Source organism: Bacillus sp. BB51/4, from assembly GCF_008368845.1.
Classification (GTDB): domain Bacteria; phylum Bacillota; class Bacilli; order Bacillales; family Bacillaceae_G; genus Bacillus_A; species Bacillus_A wiedmannii.
Genome location: NZ_QOSC01000003.1, coordinates 13045 through 31517, shown reverse-complemented (window position 1 = coordinate 31517; position 18473 = coordinate 13045). Strand labels below are relative to the sequence as shown.

18 protein-coding genes and 1 riboswitch are annotated in these 18473 nt (G+C 37.0%); of the genes, 11 read left to right on the top strand and 7 right to left on the bottom strand.

What is annotated here, in order from left to right; translation table 11 throughout:
- Positions 1-21: 21 nt before the first annotated feature.
- A complete protein-coding gene (locus tag DN392_RS01495) occupies positions 22-600 on the top strand; it encodes a TetR/AcrR family transcriptional regulator (RefSeq protein WP_002108767.1) in 579 nt (192 codons plus the stop codon).
- 211 nt (positions 601-811) lie between these two features.
- On the top strand, positions 812-2014 hold the full coding sequence (locus DN392_RS01490; protein WP_000742967.1) for an MFS transporter: 1203 nt from the start codon (positions 812-814) through the stop codon (positions 2012-2014).
- A 54-nt stretch (positions 2015-2068) separates the two neighbouring features.
- Here the strand turns inward: DN392_RS01490 and DN392_RS01485 are convergent, their stop codons facing one another.
- Complete coding sequence (locus tag DN392_RS01485) at positions 2069-2407, bottom strand: winged helix-turn-helix transcriptional regulator (RefSeq protein ID WP_001059473.1); 339 nt, start codon at positions 2405-2407, stop codon at positions 2069-2071.
- A gap of 166 nt (positions 2408-2573) precedes the next feature.
- Between DN392_RS01485 and DN392_RS01480 the strand changes: the two genes are divergently transcribed.
- Positions 2574-3113, top strand: coding sequence for an ester cyclase (locus DN392_RS01480; protein WP_064470963.1), 540 nt, complete (start codon positions 2574-2576; stop codon positions 3111-3113).
- 19 nt (positions 3114-3132) lie between these two features.
- A complete protein-coding gene (locus tag DN392_RS01475) occupies positions 3133-3681 on the top strand; it encodes an NAD(P)H-dependent oxidoreductase (RefSeq protein ID WP_048567140.1) in 549 nt (182 codons plus the stop codon).
- 117 nt (positions 3682-3798) lie between these two features.
- Here the strand turns inward: DN392_RS01475 and DN392_RS01470 are convergent, their stop codons facing one another.
- From DN392_RS01470 to DN392_RS01455, 4 genes are all read right to left on the bottom strand, one after another.
- On the bottom strand, positions 3799-4002 hold the full coding sequence (locus DN392_RS01470; RefSeq protein ID WP_048567139.1) for a hypothetical protein: 204 nt from the start codon (positions 4000-4002) through the stop codon (positions 3799-3801).
- A 320-nt stretch (positions 4003-4322) separates the two neighbouring features.
- Positions 4323-4838, bottom strand: a complete 516-nt coding sequence (locus DN392_RS01465; RefSeq protein ID WP_064470964.1) for a type 1 glutamine amidotransferase domain-containing protein — start codon at positions 4836-4838, stop codon at positions 4323-4325.
- Positions 4839-5114: 276 nt separating this feature from the next.
- Entirely contained in the window at positions 5115-6314 is a 1200-nt protein-coding gene (locus tag DN392_RS01460) for an ABC transporter permease (protein WP_064470965.1), read from the bottom strand.
- Between the two features lie 60 nt (positions 6315-6374).
- Entirely contained in the window at positions 6375-7799 is a 1425-nt protein-coding gene (locus DN392_RS01455) for an amino acid permease (protein ID WP_001186278.1), read from the bottom strand.
- A gap of 146 nt (positions 7800-7945) precedes the next feature.
- Positions 7946-8128, bottom strand: a riboswitch (Lysine riboswitch).
- 200 nt (positions 8129-8328) lie between these two features.
- Between DN392_RS01455 and racE the strand changes: the two genes are divergently transcribed.
- Positions 8329-9156, top strand: a complete 828-nt coding sequence (gene racE / locus DN392_RS01450) for a glutamate racemase (RefSeq protein WP_000102055.1) — start codon at positions 8329-8331, stop codon at positions 9154-9156.
- Positions 9157-9198: 42 nt separating this feature from the next.
- On the opposite strand, the gene gapN is transcribed toward racE, so the two are convergent.
- A complete protein-coding gene (gapN, locus tag DN392_RS01445) occupies positions 9199-10638 on the bottom strand; it encodes an NADP-dependent glyceraldehyde-3-phosphate dehydrogenase (protein WP_149237887.1) in 1440 nt (479 codons plus the stop codon).
- A gap of 611 nt (positions 10639-11249) precedes the next feature.
- Here gapN and DN392_RS01440 point away from each other — a divergent pair.
- The 5 genes from DN392_RS01440 to DN392_RS01415 all read left to right on the top strand — a co-directional run bounded on the left by DN392_RS01440 (position 11250) and on the right by DN392_RS01415 (position 17524).
- A complete protein-coding gene (locus tag DN392_RS01440) occupies positions 11250-13010 on the top strand; it encodes an ABC transporter ATP-binding protein (protein ID WP_000953780.1) in 1761 nt (586 codons plus the stop codon).
- The gene (locus tag DN392_RS01435; RefSeq protein WP_048567136.1) at positions 13007-15007 is read left to right on the top strand and encodes an ABC transporter ATP-binding protein; all 2001 of its coding nucleotides are present in this window, start codon (positions 13007-13009) and stop codon (positions 15005-15007) included. Before DN392_RS01440 ends, DN392_RS01435 begins: the two co-directional genes overlap by 4 nt.
- Before the next feature lie 271 nt (positions 15008-15278).
- On the top strand, positions 15279-16076 hold the full coding sequence (locus tag DN392_RS01425; protein ID WP_000732834.1) for an amino acid ABC transporter substrate-binding protein: 798 nt from the start codon (positions 15279-15281) through the stop codon (positions 16074-16076).
- Complete coding sequence (locus DN392_RS01420) at positions 16063-16761, top strand: amino acid ABC transporter permease (protein WP_033657688.1); 699 nt, start codon at positions 16063-16065, stop codon at positions 16759-16761. Before DN392_RS01425 ends, DN392_RS01420 begins: the two co-directional genes overlap by 14 nt.
- Before the next feature lie 28 nt (positions 16762-16789).
- Entirely contained in the window at positions 16790-17524 is a 735-nt protein-coding gene (locus tag DN392_RS01415; protein WP_149237886.1) for an amino acid ABC transporter ATP-binding protein, read from the top strand.
- A gap of 51 nt (positions 17525-17575) precedes the next feature.
- On the opposite strand, the gene sasP is transcribed toward DN392_RS01415, so the two are convergent.
- Positions 17576-17779 (bottom strand): small acid-soluble spore protein, SasP family, encoded by a 204-nt coding sequence (gene sasP, locus DN392_RS01410; RefSeq protein ID WP_000013339.1) that lies wholly within the window; start codon positions 17777-17779, stop codon positions 17576-17578.
- A gap of 439 nt (positions 17780-18218) precedes the next feature.
- Here sasP and DN392_RS01405 point away from each other — a divergent pair, with 439 nt between their 5' ends.
- Complete coding sequence (locus tag DN392_RS01405) at positions 18219-18464, top strand: hypothetical protein (RefSeq protein ID WP_000510463.1); 246 nt, start codon at positions 18219-18221, stop codon at positions 18462-18464.
- The last annotated feature ends 9 nt before the right edge of the window (positions 18465-18473 follow it).

Below are 18473 nucleotides of genomic sequence, written 5' to 3'. Positions count from 1 at the left end.
TATGTGTGTGAAAGGGTTTAGATGATGAATAAAAAAGAAAAAATTGTCTATGCAGCTATTGAAGTGTTTCAGGAAAAGGGCGTTGAAAAAACGAAGATTTCTGATATCGTGAAATTGGCTGGCATTGCACAAGGAACTTTCTATTTATATTTTCCTTCTAAGTTATCTGTTATGCCTGCAATAGCAGAAGTAATGGTTGAAAAGATGATACTTGCAGTGAAAGAAAAAGTGCAAAATGATGCGCCTTTCTCAAGTAAAGTGACGCAAGTAATAGATGCGGTGTTTCACTTTATAGCGGAATATCGTGAAATACAAGCTTTAATGTATGCGGGTCTTGCATCTACAGAACATATAAAAGAATGGGAAGCTGTGTATGAGCCTCTTTATATGTGGCTAAGCGAGTTTTTAAGTGCGGCGAAAGAAGCTGGTGAAATTCGTGATTCGGTTCACGCGGAAAGAACGGCTAAGTTATTTATCGCTCTTGTTGAATCTGCAGCGGAACAAGTTTATTTATATGATCATAAAGATGAGGAGCAAGTCGAGCTACAAAAGGCAGAAGTACTAGATTTTTTAACACATGCACTACATATAAAGAGGTAGTAAGATGAACCTGTCTGAAAAGGTAGGTTCATTTTTGAGGAAAACTGAATGATAGTCATTCACCTAATGCGTATGTATGTGTGGAAGGATAGAGTGAAATTCTAATGAGTGGGGGCATCTCTACTCATGATTAGCCCACAAATAGCAGGATAAAGAAAAAGCTTCTTGGGCATTATTTTTTTGAGGAACTTACGGGAAGAGGTGTTAAAAAGTGAAGAAACCGATAAAAGAACAAAAGATGGTATTGGTCATTCTTTTGAGTAATATATTTATCGCTTTTTTAGGGATTGGATTAATCATTCCGGTTATGCCGTCCTTTATGAATGACATGAGTTTAACAGGGAAGACGATGGGATATCTCGTTGCAGTATTCGCAATGGCTCAGCTCATTACGTCACCTATTACAGGCCGGTGGGTCGATCTTTACGGTAGGAAGAAAATGATCATCATTGGATTATTTATTTTTGGTGTTTCAGAACTTCTTTTTGGATTAGGAAAAGATGTGTGGATGCTTTATGCAGCACGGGTGTTAGGCGGAATTAGTGCCGCGTTTATTATGCCTGGTGTTACGGCATATGTTGCGGATATTACATCTATGCAGGAACGTCCAAAGGCGATGGGATATTTATCAGCGGCGATTAGTACTGGTTTTATTATAGGACCTGGAATTGGTGGATTTATTGCAGAGTATGGTATACGTGTGCCGTTTTTCGTTGCAGCAGCAATTGCCTTTATAGCATGTGTAATTTCGATCTTTATTTTAAAAGAACCGTTAACGAAAGAAGAACTTGCAGAGATTTCTGCTAACACGAAAGAATCAAGCTTTATTGGTGATTTAAAGAAATCATTACATCCAATGTATGCAATTGCATTTATTATCGTATTTGTACTCGCTTTCGGTTTATCGGCGTATGAAACTGTTTTTAGCCTGTTTTCTGATCATAAGTTTGGTTTTACACCGAAAGATATTGCAGCAATTATTACAATTAGCTCCATCTTTGGGGTAGTTGTGCAAGTATTTATGTTTGGTAAATTGGTTGATATGTTCGGTGAAAAAGTGTTAATTCAAATATGTTTAATTGTAGGTGCAGTATTAGCTTTCGTTTCAACTGTAGTCTTTAATTATTGGATTGTACTTCTCGTTACTTGTTTCATTTTCCTTGCATTTGATTTGCTTCGTCCAGCTTTAACGACGTTTTTATCAAAAGCAGCTGGAAAAGAGCAAGGATTCGTTGCTGGTATGAACTCGACTTATACGAGTTTAGGAAATATTGCAGGACCAGCGATGGGCGGAATATTATTTGATATGAATATTCATTATCCATATGCATTTTCAGGAGTTGTTTTAATAGTTGGTCTCGGCATTACATTTATGTGGAGAGAGAAACAGCTAGCTCAAAGTTTTGCGAAGTAATGTAGTGAATAACGAAAAGCCTCTTACTATTTTTTATGGTAAGGGGCTTTTCGTTTATAAACTTAATCCAAAACGCTTTAATTCAATAAATATCCCCTCTAATTGCTTTCCTTTATCCGTTAACGTGTACTCTACGCGAGGCGGAACCTCTGGATATACTTTTCGCGTTATAATTCCTTGTGCTTCCAATTCTTTTAGGCGAAGTGATAATGTTTTCGGACTAATCCCGTCCATTGATTTTTGTAAATCACTAAAGCGTAATGTTCCTTCGATAAGAAGGTCGCGAATGATTAAAAACGTCCATTTTGTACTAATTACGTCAAGTGTTTTAGCGATAGGACAAGGTATGCCTGGTAAACCTTTCGTTAATACAACTGGATCTATATTGTTCATGGAACTAGCCTCCATAAAATTTTTTTCGATGAATTTGCTTTATAGTATCACAAAACTATACTTTTGGTAACTATATGAAAAAAATATCACTACTTCCATAAAGGAAGTTAGTGCATATACAATAGCAATACGAAATACAAAGGGTTTGTATGAGGAGGTGATTTTCATGGGGATAAAAAAGTTGTTTGGGTTCTTTAGTTTGTTTGTTGTTTGTATTGTACTTGTAGCATGCGGTGTGGAAGAAAAAACGGAAGTCCAGTTATTAAAAGAAATGCCAAAGCCAAAAGCAATGACAATTGATCCCTCACTAAGTAAAAAGGAAGCGAACGAAATGGTTCATGCAGCGCAGCGTTTTTATGCATTTTGGGATACAGGTAAGGAGGAACTTATTCTGCAAACTGTTTCTGAAGATTTTTCCGATAATACATTGCCGAAAGGGCGACCACAAGGCACTGAAGGATTAAAGTTTGCGGCACAAAATTTTCGTAAAGTCGTTCCTAATATACATTGCGAGATTGAAGATTTATTAGTCGTCGGTGATAAAGTAACAGCTCGTCTTTCTTTTACAGGAACGCATAAGGATAAGAAAATCAATTTTTTTGCAATTGATATGTTACATGTGAAAGACGGAAAGATAACGGAAGACTGGCATTTAGAAGATAATCTTACGCTGAAACAGCAACTGGGGTTAATAGCCGAGGAGTAAAATAAGGGAGAGAAAAGCGATGAAAAATATATTCATTATAAATGGACATGAAAAATACGGTACAAAGGAAGGCAGATTAAATAAAACGTTAGTTGATTATATGATAACTGTATTAAGCGAGAAGCATCATGTGAAAACAACAACGATTCAAGATGGCTACAATATTAAGGAAGAGCAAGAGAAGTTTTTATGGGCCGATGTTGTGATTTATCAAACACCGATTTACTGGTTTAGTGTACCGGGCTTATTTAAAACGTATATGGATGAAGTATATGAATATGGTTTGTTCTTTAAAGGTGCTGATGAATATGGAACAGGTGGTTTATTAAAAGAGAAGCAGTATATGTTTTCTACAACTTGGAATGCACCTGAAAAGGCATTTGGAGATAAGACGAAGTTCTTTGAAGGGGAAAGTTTAGAGTCAACGCTTAGCCATTTACACCGCGTGCAAAAGTTTCTTGGCATGAGTCCGTTAAAGAGCTTTGCTTGTTATGATGTGGTGAAGAATCCTACTGTTGAGAAGTATTTAGAGAACTTGAAGAACCATTTAGAAGAATTCATTCAATAATTACAGCCATTCCCGTATTTAATGCGGGGATGGCTGTATCCATAACTTCGCAAAATTTGCCTAGCAAAATGAATCAATTATTACATTTTTTAAAGAAGAAGGGTATGTTTTTTCTTTTTAAAACGGATCAACTTCAGCTAAATTTGGAGTAGTACTAGGCTGTAGCAAAAGATTTTTTAACGTTCCTACTTCAGAAAGAGTGACTAATATGTAGCCACTAATCAGTACAATCAGTCCAATGACGCGTAACGTTTGTAAGCTCACTTCATTATTATTCGTTTCCGTTGGATTTGGGGGCATTGAAGGTGGATTGTTATTCATAAATAAGGCTCCCATCTTTTGGATTTATATATGTGCGAAATCATTATTTAACTTATGGATAGGAATCGTATAGTCATTTTCACTATATGAGAACTGCCTATGAAAAGTGATTAAAAATTGGGGGACGAAAAAAGGAGGGATCCAAAAGGTTATTAAAACTGAACTTTTGGATCCCCCTTTTTATTTATCCTGCTATTTGTGGTGGTCGGATTTCCTGTAAACGACCAGTTGGTGAGGGTTAATAATCAGTGGGGGATGAATAAAACCCCACTGATTCATTATTTTCATGTAAATAAAAGGAGGTTAGTTAACCAAAGTAGCTATCCTAATATACGCAACGATTCTTCAATAAACGCCGGGATGTCCTCAGGTTGTCTACTTGTGACCAGCTGATTTTGGCATACGACTACTTCTTTATCATGGAAATTTCCACCGGCATTTTTCAAGTCGATCTCAATAGATTTATATCCAGTCACATCACGTCCTTCAAGTGTTTGTGCAGTGATAAGTAGCTGAGGTCCGTGACAAATAGCAAAAACAGGTTTTTTCGCATCCATAAATGCTTTGCTAAAGCGAACGAAACGTTCATCTGCACGAAGTATATCTGGGGAAAATCCGCCTGGTATGAAGAGGGCATCAAAGTTCTCTGGAGAAACATCATCGATACCTTTATCAATTACAACTTCACTTTTTCCTTGTTTACCGTGTACCGTTTTACCTTTTTCTGCTTCAATAGTTGTTAATTCATATCCCTTTTGTTTAAAAGCTTCTGCTGGCTCTGTGTATTCTGTGTCCTCGAAATAATCCGTTATTAAAATAGCAATTTTTTTACTCATTCTAATCCGCTCCTTATATTATATTATGGGTTCCAGAATCGTCTTTGAGCAATGCGTCGTAGTGTTTGTTTCCTTTTAAATTTCTAATCCCCCCAGTTCGTTTCCCTTGTTAATTTAATACATACCCTTTTTATTAGGACGTAAACATGTATTATCATTTTTGTATGCAAAATCATAAAATATCGGTTGTGCCGATGATTCTTGTTTGAGGAAGGAAAATAAAAAAGCCAAGGAGAAAATTTATTCGCTCCTTGGCTTTTAAGATATTTCTTTTCGTTAAAATGCGGAAATTCGTTGCTTCGTTTTTGGTACAATAATAAATTTGATCCAAAGTAACCCGATAATCATAATGATAAGGCTATGTAAAAATTGACCTGTAGCAATGAGTATAACAATTGAAAATACAATGAGTTGAATGCTTAGTAATATAAAGATTAAGTGAAGAAATTGATTCATTCGTTTTTCAGTATCAATTGGATATAATGCTACAATAATATTTCCCGAAAAATATTTCCATAGGGAACGGAGCTGCATAGAAATCATATATAGGACGATATATGCGATAGCGCCTTTTACGTATATGTTTGGTATAAAATATAAGGCAAAGGCACCAATCAGCCCTAAGCGAATATATATACCGAAATAATCATTCCCGCGTAAAAATGCTAGTGTATGTAAATAGAAGAAAGTTGCTCGTTTTTTATGTAATAAAGGTTCAATCCAAGTTGTAAGCCATTTTCTTTTATTTACTTGCTTATTTAGTTGCGGGACATCGGTGAAAATGCTAGCAAATTGATAAAAACGAACGTTCATTTTTTCTTCTTGCTCGATTATGTAATCCCACGGTATTCGTTTTGTAGGCTGTTTTTTCGTATATAGAAGCAGGAAAGCAAGTAGTATGAGTAATCCGCCCAATATGAGAACATTTGCTGAGTAAAACAGCATGTAAATGATTATGGCGTTACAAGTAATCCGGATGATCAGCCATATACTTTTTTCATAACTATCACGCCACATCCAATGTATGTACATGTTCCAAGCTTTCGTAACCATTAAAACGATAAAGATTGTACATAAGAAAGGTACAGTTACTTGTAATGATTGCAGTGCAAGTGGAACGAGAATAAGGAACGTAAATAATAATGGGAAAAGCTGAATGATGTAATTATATAGAAGAGATTTTTTAAAATAAGATGTTAATTTCTCTTCTAATGCAAGCAAATAGACAGCATCAGGTTTTTGAATAAATGTACGGATCGGGCATCTCGTTATAATCGCTGTTAGGACGATTGTAATAAGTAATAAAGATAGTCCTTTAGAAGGAGCTGTCTTAAGAAACTTTGCGTAATAGTAAGCACCTATACAGGCAACGAAGATAAAGCTATATAGTAAACCGTTAATCATACGTGCAAAGTATGTAATGATATTTTGAATATGTTGTTGGAAGCGGCTGCTCCATAGTGATTCGATTGACATGTTTTTCACCTCTTTGTTCTATTATATATGTTTTATAAAAGAAAAAACGAGCAAATTGCGTTATGCAATTTGCCCGTTTTTCTTTTCGTTATTTTTTTTCTCATCACGATTCATTAATGGATAGAAAGCAAAGCCGATTACGAATAAACCAATTCCGAGAAGGAACGTTTTTATATCGGATGCGCCGGTTTTAATAACCCATAGTGCGTAGCAAAGTGCGATTACTGCGACTATGCCATCTGTAATTCTTGCCCGCATTTCATTTTTATATGTTTCACCAGTTGCGACTAGTTTTAACTGGAAGATTGGTGAAACGAGATATGGAATGAGGTAGGCTAGTGTTGATACGGTAATAACGAATGTATAAGCTTCCGCAATGGTTCCTGATAATGTTGAGAATAAGAACACTTGCGACATAATGTTTGTTAATCGTAATGAATAAATTGGACTTCCTTTTTTATTTGTTTTCGTAAAGAAGGAAGGGAAGAAACCTTCTTTTGCAGCTTGATATGGTACTTCTGAGCTTAATAAAATCCAGCCCAAGATAGAACCGAATAGGGAAGTAAGAGCAAGTAATGCCATCAGTTTCCCGCCGCCATGACCCATCGCAGCATTCAATGCGTCTGCTAATGGACGTTCCGAAGCTTGTAATTTATCAACGTGAAGTACACCCATTGTTAAAATCGTAATTCCTAAGTAAATGGCAACTGTAATAAGTAATCCAGCCACCGTTGCACGTTTTACTGTTTTAGGAGAGGTAGCACGATTTGATAAAAGTACTGCTGATTCAATTCCGATAAATGCCCAAAGCGTTGTAAGAGCGGCTAAATTTACTTGTGAAAGAAGGCCGTGTGATACACCTGATTTATCGATCATCGGCGTGTACCATTGTCCAAACTTAGAAGCCTCGAATGCAAATAACGTAACGACGATAAATAAAAGGAATCCTGTTACTTTCGTTGTTGTTGCTAAGAAGTTTAGCTTTCCAGCTCCGCTTACACCGTTTGTTAATATAATGTGAGTTCCCCAAAGTAAGATGGAACAAATAGTAAATGTAATTAGTTTTCCAACTTCTATATCGAACGAGCCGATTGAAAATAGTAGTCGTGTATCTTTCATAATTGGGAAGAAGAGTGATAAATATCCCGCGAAAGATGTAATGATGGCAACGTTACTTGCCCAGTTTGCAACCCAATATCCCCATACCATACTGAAACCAGCCATTTTTTTCTTTTTTGGTGATGAGAATAAAGCATATGCATGACTTTGTGGTCCTGTCGTTAAATCAGGACGACGAATTGCTAAATTACCGAAAACAAGAGCTAGCATTAATACACCAAACCCTGTTGTTAACCAAGCTAAAGTGACACCGAGAGGGCTTGCTGTTTGTGCCAACGTACTTGGCACCATGAAAATACCAGCGCCAACCATGTTACCGACAACGAAAGCTGTTAGTACCCAAAAGCCCCATTTTTTTTGTTGCATAGAAAATACCTCCAAAGTTAGTATAACCAAGTCAAGCGAGGAGATATGTATGTCTTCTTAGTAGAGAAGAGAAGTCCCAAACAAAACAAAAAAAGCACGTAATTTGCCGCTACATGCTTTCTATCTTATAAGAAACCCACGACATACCTCTCGATAGCTCTCCACAAACGAAACGTTTGTGACAGTTCTGCACTTATTAAATGCAGACCCAGCAAGCGTGCATGGTGGACACGGGCTTACTTCGGCAATCATTCCTTTCTCATTCCTTCATCAATGCCACTACATCTCCTGAAACGATACTCTTAATGATTGCAACCTCTACCTCACCGAGATACGAATGAGGATTTAAATATTAAATTAACGTAGTTAAGAGTAACAAATGTATTTTTATACGTCAATGGATATAGTAATAATCAGATTATAGAGAAGAGTTTGTGATTAAAAGGGATAGGGATTATTATGTAATGTCGAATTTTCATAATATAATAAACATTATTGGTGCTAGAAGATTGAGAAGGGGATGAAGTATATGTCTACATGTCATAAAAATTCAGTAATAGGTGTGCTAGATTCGGGAGTTGGGGGATTAACAGTTGCGAGTGAAATTATAAGACAATTGCCTAAAGAGAGCATTTATTATATTGGTGATAATAAGCGTTGTCCGTATGGGCCGAGAAGTGTAGAGGAGGTACAATCTTTCATATTTGAAATGGTTGAGTTCCTCAAGCAGTTTCCATTAAAAGCTCTAGTTGTAGCATGTAATACTGGTGCAGCTGCAGCATTGACCGCGTTGCAAGAAGCACTTCCCATCCCGGTTATTGGTGTTATACATCCGGGAGCAAGAGCTGCAATTAAAGTGACAAAGAAAGGGAGAATTGGAGTAATTGGAACTGTAGGTACGATAAAATCTAATATGTACGAACAAGCATTACACGAGCTGGATACATATTTGGAAGTGCATAGTCATGCATGTCCGACTTTAGCTACAGTTGTAGAAAATCAATTAGAAGACACAGCATACGTCATGCAGCAAGTGAAACAAGCTTTACTGCCATTAACGAAAGAAGATATAGATACGTTAATTCTTGGGTGTACGCATTATCCACTTTTAGAATCCTATATAAAAAAGGAGTTAGGAGAGGCTGTAACGATTATTAGTTCTGCAGAAGAAACAGCGATAGAGTTAAGCACCATTTTACAGCATAAAGGAATTTTGTCTGACAATTTGAATCCGAAGCATCGCTTTTTTACAACAGGCTCTATTTTATCATTTGAACATATTGCTGAGCGTTGGCTAGGGTATCAAATTTCTGTAGAAGGTGTGAATTTACCTATGGAAAAACAAATTGTGAAATAAAAAGAAGCTGATCTAAAACTAGATCAGCTTCTACATATAAGATTAAACTAAGTTTAATACTGTTACTTTTTCGCGTGTCATAGACTCAAGGCTCTTACGAATACCTTGTGCGCCCATACCTGAACCTTTTACACCGATGAATGGGAAGTGGTCAGGACCGCGCTCTGTGCGCCCGTTAATTTGAACAGAACCAGTTTCGATTTTGTTAGCAATTGCAAATGCTTTGTTAATGTCTTTTGTGAAGACACTTGCTTGCAAGCCGAACTCTGATTTGTTAGCAATTTCAATTGCTTGTTCATCTGAAGAAACACGGATGATTGGAAGGATTGGGCCGAATGGCTCTTCCCAAGCAACTTTCATTTCTTCTGTTACGTGGTCGATTAATGTTGGGTAAATTAAGTTACGCTCACGTTTGTTACCGATAACGATTGTTGCACCTTTTTCAACAGCGTCGTCAACTAAGCTTTGAACGAAGTCAGCAGACTTGTCGTCGATTAATGGAACGATTGTGCTGTCTTGTTCTGGAGATCCAACTGATAGTTCAGCTACTTGCGCTTTTAATAAGCTAACAAGCTCGTCCGCTACGTTTTCGTGTACAAGTACACGTTTAATAGCTGTACAACGTTGACCAGAGTAAGAGAATGCACCGCTTACGATATGGTTTGCAGCATCTTGTAAGTCAGCATCTTCGCGAACGATACCAGGGTCTTTACCACCAAGTTCTAATACAAGTGGAATCATTGCAGCTTTTTTCGCTAAATGTTTACCTGTGTTTGTACCACCTGTGAACGATACCATATTGATGCCATCATGTTCTACTAAGTAGTCACCAATTACAGAACCACGTCCTGTCGCTACGTTTACAAGACCTTTTGGAAGGCCAGCTTTATGAAGTGCTTCAACCATTTTAATACCACTAATTGCACCTTGAGTTGCTGGTTTGAAAATAACAGCGTTACCCATAATTAATGCTGGTGCAAGTTTTGCAGCAGATAAGTTTACTGGGTAGTTAAATGGTGCGATTGCTAATACAACACCAAGTGGTGCGCGTTGGATGATCGCAAGTTTAGATTTCGTTCCGCCAGGGAAGCTATCGCCCATCATGCTTTCTCCGTGCATATGTAGAGCTTCTTCGATTGTGTAACGAATGAAGTCAGCTGTACGAACAACTTCTTTTTTCGCATCTTTATATCCTTTACCGACTTCTTTCATAATGATATCGGCAATTTCATCTTGCATATTTACGAGCTCATCAGCCCATTTATATAAATATTTTGCGCGATCTTGTAGAGAAGCTTCCGCCCATGATTTTTGAGCTTCTTTTGCAGATGCAATTGCTTCATCTACTTCTCCGCGAGTAATTGCTTGTACTTGTCCAATTACTTCGTGTAAGTATGGAGATGGAATTTCGATTGTTGCTCCTGAAGAGCTTTCTCTCCATTCTCCGTCTAAATAAAATTTGTACGTATTGCTAGTTGTCATGATTAGTCCTCCTAAAATAGCAACTTGTAAGAGTGAGTATAAGGTGATTGTAGGGTGTTTGATAACATTTTTCAAATGAAATGTTTGTGAAAACGATTTCTTATTCTTTTTTTATTTTGTATGCCCTTTCTTACAGAAGATTCTCTTATTTCAAACGGATGTAGCGTATATTTTTATTCAGTTTGTGAAAAAAACAATTGACAGAATACTCAATAAAGTTGTAAGATTATAAATGGAAAATAAATGAAGGGGGTGTGCGTAATGATTGTAATCGTAAATGTAATGAGTTTAGCTCTGTTAAATGGCAGAAAACATTCATATCATTACGCAACCCGTACGGATATATAAGGCATCTTTGTCTTATAAAAAGCGTACGTTGCGTATATCGTAACGTACGCTTTTTATGCATTTTTGTGCATATCGTCAAGCGGCGGTATGCTTTTTTTTGTCTAATTTGCTTGTTTCCATACGTTGTATGGTTACGATAAAACAAACTTTGGAAGGTGGAAAAATGTGATGAGATTGTATGGGTTACGAAATGTAAATATGATGGGTCTGGATAGTGGATAAAGACATGAGAGTGAAACGAGAACGAGAAGGGAGAGGTTACATTGTTATCAGTATTACTAAAGTTAAAATGGTTTTTTCAAGAGCATTGGAAGAGATATAGTATCGCCATTGGAGCTCTTTTAATTGTGAATATAGTTGAAGTCATTCCCCCGAAAGTGTTAGGGGTTACGATTGATAATATAAAAACAGGAACGTTAACGAACGAAGCAATTATGCAATCTATTCTTATTTTAATAGGGGTTACGATAGTTGGATATGGCCTCACATTCGTTTGGCAACATCAATTGTTTGGCGGTGCATTCGTACTGGAGAAGACGATGCGCTCTAAATTTATGGGGCATTTACTTAAAATGACACCGACGTTTTATCAAAAAAATCGTACTGGCGATTTAATGGCGAGAGCAACGAATGATTTAAAAGCAATTGCTATGACGGCTGGTTTCGGTATATTAACGCTCGTGGATTCGAGTTTATATATGCTTACAATTGTCTTTATGATGGGATTTACAATTAGTTGGGAGCTTACATTTGCGGCACTTATACCGCTTCCAATTATGGCGTATGCGATGAATATATATGGAAAGAAATTGCATGAAAGATTTACAGTTGCGCAAGATGCGTTCGGTGATATGAACGATAAAGTATTAGAATCAATCGCTGGTGTGCGCGTTATTCGTGCATACGTACAAGAAAATGCAGATCAAGAAAGATTTCATCAGTTAGGAGATGACGTCTACGAAAAAAATATGAAGGTAGCCAGAATTGATGCATTATTCCAGCCAACTGTGAAAATGCTTGTTGGCCTTAGTTATTTAATTGGTTTAGTGTATGGCGCATATCTTGTATTTCAATCGAAGGTGACACTTGGTGAACTCGTTTCTTTTAACGTGTATTTAGGGATGATGATTTGGCCGATGTTTGCAATTGGCGAATTAATTAATGTTATGCAAAGAGGAAACGCTTCGTTAGACCGAGTAAATGAAACGTTAGCGTATGAACCAGATGTAAAGAATCCAAAAAATCCAAAGCTTGTACAAGAGCCGAATTATATTCAGTTTGATGAAGTTACCTTTTCATATCCTTCATCAACTGAAACAAATTTAAAGAAGGTTTCGTTTACCTTAAAACAAGGAGAAACGCTTGGGGTTGTTGGAAAAACAGGAAGCGGAAAAACGACGCTTGTACGTCAGCTTCTTCGTCAATATCCGCTTGGAGATGGGGATATTGCAGTCTCTGATGTGACGTTAAATAAAATAACGAATGAAAATGTACTCGGGTGGATTGGGTATGTACCTCAGGAACATATTTTGTTCTCAAAAACAGCAAGGGAAAATATTTTATTCGGAAACCGAGAAGCGACGGAAGAAGAACTCGAGAAAGCAATTGAAATTGCGGCGTTTAAAAAGGATTTAGAGTTTTTACCAGAAGGGTTAGAAACGCTCGTTGGAGAGAAAGGTGTTTCTTTATCAGGAGGGCAAAAACAAAGGATTTCGATTGCGCGAGCGGTTATTCAAAATCCGGAAATTTTAATTTTGGACGATTCTTTATCAGCTGTTGATGCTCGTACGGAAGCTGCGATTATTGAGAATATAAGAACAGAGAGAAGCGGAAAGACGACGATAATTACGACGCACCGTTTATCTGCCGTACAACATGCGGATTGGATTCTCGTTATGGATGAAGGCGAAGTTATGGAAGAAGGTACGCATGATCAGCTTATTAAAAGCGGAGGCTGGTATGCGGAGCAGTTTGAAAGACAACAAGGGGAAAGTGAAAGTGCGGATAGTGGGGTGAAAATATGAGCGTATCAAAACGATTGTTCCAATATGCGATGAAAGTAAAAGGGACGATTTTTGCAGCGATGCTAATGTTATTTATTTTCGTCATCGCAGAACTTGCTGGTCCTTTCGTCGCGAAAACGATGATTGACGATCATATCGTTGGAATAGAGAAACCTTGGTATGAAACAGAAAAGAGTGAAGAGGCTGTTCCGTATAATGGTACCTTTTATAAGCGAAGTGATCGCTTTGAACAAGGTGAGAAAAAAGGAAAAGAAGTACGCGTGATGCAAGTCGGTTTTCAATATTACTTTGTACCGAATAAAGTGAATGCTGAAGGGTCACGTACTGTAAAAGATGATATGATTACCGTCCAAAATGGTAAGGCAGTGCAAGTGTATAAAGCGAAAGCATTAACGAAAGAAGAAGTGTTTGCGTTTTATAAACCAGAAATAAACCGTCTATTATTACTTGGTGGTGGGTATTTCGCTTTATTAGTAGTCGTTTCCTTATTTGCATATGGAAAGCAATTTTTCTTACAGAAGGCAGCGAACAAAATTATTCAAATTATGAGGGAAGATGTCTTTTCTCATATTCAAACGTTGCCGATTCGTTATTTCGATCATTTACCAGCAGGGAAAATTGTTTCGCGTGTAACGAATGATACGGAAGCCATTCGTGATCTATACGTAACGGTACTTGCGACATTCGTTTCTAGTATCATCTATATTATTGGGATATTTGCCGCGCTATTTTTACTTGATGTAAAACTGGCAACGCTATGTTTACTCATCATCCCAATTTTAATTGTTTGGGCGATCCTTTATAGAAAGTATGCGTCTGTATACAATCATAAAATGCGTTCACGTTTATCTGATATTAATGGAACAGTGAATGAATCCATTCAAGGGATGCCAATTATTCAAGCGTTCCGTCAAGAGCGTGAAACGAAAAAAGAGTTTGAAGAATTAAATGGCGATTATTTTAAGTATCAAAATAAAATTTTAAATTTAAATGCAGCAACTTCGCATAACTTAGTGTCTGTATTAAGAAATATCGCATTCACAGGTGTGATTTGGTATTTCGGTGGTGCTTCATTAAGTGCTTCAGGCTTTATTTCGCTAGGGATACTGTATGCGTTCGTGGATTATTTAACACGATTGTTCTCACCAATTACAAATATGGTAAATCAGCTTGCTAACTTAGAACAATCGCGTGTTGCATCAGAACGTGTTTTTGAATTGTTAGAGGAAAAAGGGGAAGCAGTAGAAGAGGAACGTATGCCTCGCTTACAAGGAAATGTGAAGTTTGATAATGTGTCGTTTTCTTATAATGGAAAAGATGAAGTGCTAAAAAATATTTCTTTTGAAGCGAAACAAGGCGAGACAGTGGCACTTGTCGGTCATACTGGATCAGGAAAAAGTTCTATTATGAATGTACTCTTCCAGTTTTACGAGTTTGAAAAAGGGAAGCTTACGATTGATGGTCACGATGTAAAAGCGATGCCGAAACAGGCAACGCGTGAACATATGGGAATCGTACTGCAAGATCCGTTTTTATTTAGCGGGACGGTCGCTTCTAATGTAAGCTTAGAGAATGAAAAAATTTCAGAAGATCGCATCGTAAAAGCATTGCGTGATGTTGGTGCTGAACGGTTTGCGAACAATATAGATGAAGAAATTACGGAGAAAGGAAGCACACTTTCAACCGGAGAACGTCAGCTTATTTCGTTTGCTAGAGCACTCGCTTTTGATCCAGCCATTTTAATTTTAGATGAAGCAACGTCTAGTATTGATACAGAAACAGAGGCGATGATCCAACAAGCGTTAGAAGTTGTGAAAAAAGGAAGAACGACATTTATTATTGCTCACCGTCTTTCAACAATTAAAAGCGCAGATCAAATTATTGTGCTTGATAGAGGAACGATTTTAGAAAAAGGCTCTCATGATGAACTAATGAAAAAGCGCGGGCGTTATTACGATATGTACAAAACGCAAATGGAAGGAAACCAGAGCGCTTAATATGTATGGAGGAGAACTTGTGATTTTCACAAGTTCTTTTTTAGTGAATCAGGGCTGTTAAATAAGAAGTATTGTTTTACCTTTTTCTTTATAAATGCTATATTAAAAAATGTTACTTATTTTTTGTATGTAGCGTTATTTTCCCCTTTTGTTTGATTATGAAGAAAAAGGATAAACTAAATAAGAACATTTTCATTGAAAAATTGTTCAAGATTGCATACAATCAATATAGTTTTTAAATTCCTATCAGAATACTTGGAGGATTACCATCATGAAAAAATTATTTTCAGTACTTGCAGTAACTACATTAGCAATCGGGATTGTAGCGGGCTGCGGTAAAGAAGAGAAAAAAGATACAGCTAATCAAGATGCGTTACAAAAGATAAAACAAAGTGGTGAACTTGTAATTGGAACAGAAGGTACATATCCACCGTTCACATTCCACGATTCAAGTAATAAATTAACTGGATTTGACGTTGAATTAGCAGAAGAAGTTGCAAAACGTTTAGGAGTAAAACCTGTATTTAAAGAAACACAATGGGATAGCTTACTTGCTGGTCTAGATGCAAAACGTTTCGACATGGTTGCGAATGAAGTTGGTATTCGTGAAGATCGTCAAAAGAAATATGACTTCTCTAGCCCATATGTTTCATCTTCAGCGGTATTAGTTATTGCGAAGGATAAAGATAAACCTGCTACATTTGCTGATGTAAAAGGATTAAAAGCAGCACAATCTTTAACAAGTAACTATGCAGATATTGCTAAGAAAAATGGTGCGGAAATCACGAATGTAGAAGGATTTAGCCAAGCAGCAGAATTATTAAATACTGGCCGTGTTGATTTCACAATTAATGATAAATTATCAGTGTTAAATTATTTAGAAACGAAAAAAGATGCAAAAATTAAAATTGTAGATACAGAAAAAGAAGCGTCACAAAGTGGATTCTTATTCCGTAAAGGTAGCGACAAGCTAGTACAAGAAGTAAATAAAGCGTTAGAAGATATGAAAAAAGATGGTACGTACGATAAAATAGCGAAAAAATGGTTCGGTGAAAATGTATCTAAGTAGTGCGTTGGTTTCAGATCGATTGTCTACTTGGATAGATATTATGCAGTCTTCCTTCATGCCTATGCTGAAGGAAGCTGTATTTACGACAATTCCATTAACGCTTATTACATTTATTATCGGGATTATACTTGCGACGTTAACGGCGCTTGCACGTATTTCAGGTAGTCGTATTTTACAATGGATTGCTCGTATCTATGTATCTATCATTCGCGGAACGCCACTTCTTGTACAGTTATTTATTATTTTCTATGGTCTTCCAACTCTTAATATTGAAGTTGAGCCATATACAGCAGCAGTTATCGGATTTTCGTTAAATGTTGGTGCGTATGCATCTGAAATTATTCGTGCTTCTATCCTTTCAATCCCGAAAGGACAGTGGGAAGCAGCTTACACAATTGGGATGACATACCCGCAAGCATTAAAACGTGTTATTTTACCGCAGGCAACGCGAGTATCTATTCCGCCGCTTTCGAATACATTTATTAGTTTAGTGAAGGATACTTCATTAGCATCGTTAATTTTAGTAACAGAAATGTTCCGAAAAGCGCAGGAAATTGCGGCAATGAACTATGAGTTTTTAATTGTTTATTTCGAAGCAGGTCTAATTTATTGGGCAATTTGCTTCTTATTATCTATTGTGCAACAAATATTAGAAAAACGTTCAGAACGTTACACTCTAAAATAACCCTTTCATAAAAGGAGTTTTTGTTTTTATGATTTCAATTCAACATTTACAAAAAAGTTTCGGAGATAATACCGTACTAAAGCATATAGATTTATCAGTTGAGAAGGGGGAGGTTGTTGTTATTATCGGGCCATCGGGATCTGGTAAAACGACATTCCTGCGTTGTCTCAACGTGTTAGAAACGCCGAACGCTGGTAATATTCGCATCGGTAATAAAGAGCTCGACTTCTCTCAAAAAGTATCGAAGAAAGATATTGTCAATCTTCGTACGCAAACAGGTATGGTATTCCAGCACCATAATCTATTCCCTCATTTAACAGCACTTCAAAATGTAATGGAAGGGCTCGTTACAGTGAAGAAGATGGGGAAAGAAGAAGCGAAGAAAAAAGCCAACTATTTCTTTGAAAAAGTTGGCCTTGCGGATAAAGTAGACTTATATCCGTTCCAATTATCAGGCGGACAACAACAGCGCGTTGGAATTGCTCGCGCGCTTGCGATGGAGCCGGAAGTATTACTATTTGATGAACCGACGTCAGCACTCGATCCTGAACTCGTTCAAGAAGTTCTGAAAGTCATGAAAGAACTTGCTAAAGAAGGCATGACGATGGTTATTGTAACGCACGAAATGCGTTTTGCGCATCAAATTGCGAACCGTGTTATTTTCATGGATGGCGGTGTCGTTGTCGAACAAGGTACACCAGAAGATGTATTTACAAATCCAAAAGAAGAACGCACGAAGAAGTTTTTACAAATGTTGCAGTAAATTAAGGAAGGTCTCAAGGCATATGCCTTGAGACCTTTTTGCCATATATATTTATTTTTGGAATCCGCCAAGGCTTTGCTCAGCCATTGCAACTAGACGTTTTGTAATTTCTCCACCAACAGAACCGTTAGCACGAGCCGTAGAATCTGCTCCTAATTGTACACCAAATTCTTGAGCGATTTCGTACTTCATTTGGTCGATTGCAGCTGTTGCTCCTGGTACTACTAATTGATTTGAAGAATTTTGGTTTGCCATAGGAATATATCCTCCTTAGAGTTATAAAAATTTTTTTTGGTTGGACTAGCTGGATTTGAACCAGATTATCGCCCCGTTTGGCGCTAATCCATCGGTAATTAAGTTTGTACTCATAGTATGGATGTTACCTAGAAAGATATACGAAATAATAATTTGTAAATTTTGTAAAAAAATCTTAGTGGTTTCGTAAATTATGAAATAAGAGTAATCGTTGTATTTTTTAGAAAGAAGGCTAAACTAAGAGCGATTTGAAATATGTTTTTCTTTTTGTATCCCGCTATTGTGGGGCAAATCATTAACTTCTTATTTATGACTTACTAAAATTAAATCGGTAGCAACTTTATAGTTCTATTTTAAGTAGGGGGGACAGGACGCTCCTATGCACGGCTAGATGCTCTCTTCAATCTGCTTGTAAATGATAACGTATGGAGGAATCGTGATGGGAATTTGCCCGCTTTGCAACGCATTAGAATCACAAACATATTCTTGTCAAAATTGCCAAGGTATACTCCAAGATTATGGAAAAACTGTAGATTACATAGACGATTATAGTGCGTATATGGATCAAGAATTATTAAGTGCAGTAGATGGATTAACACATAGTAATTCACAAGAGTACTGCAATCATGTTTTTTATTGCGGGATGTGTAATGTGGAAACAGAGGTTGTAGTGAAACTTGTGTAAATAGAAAAC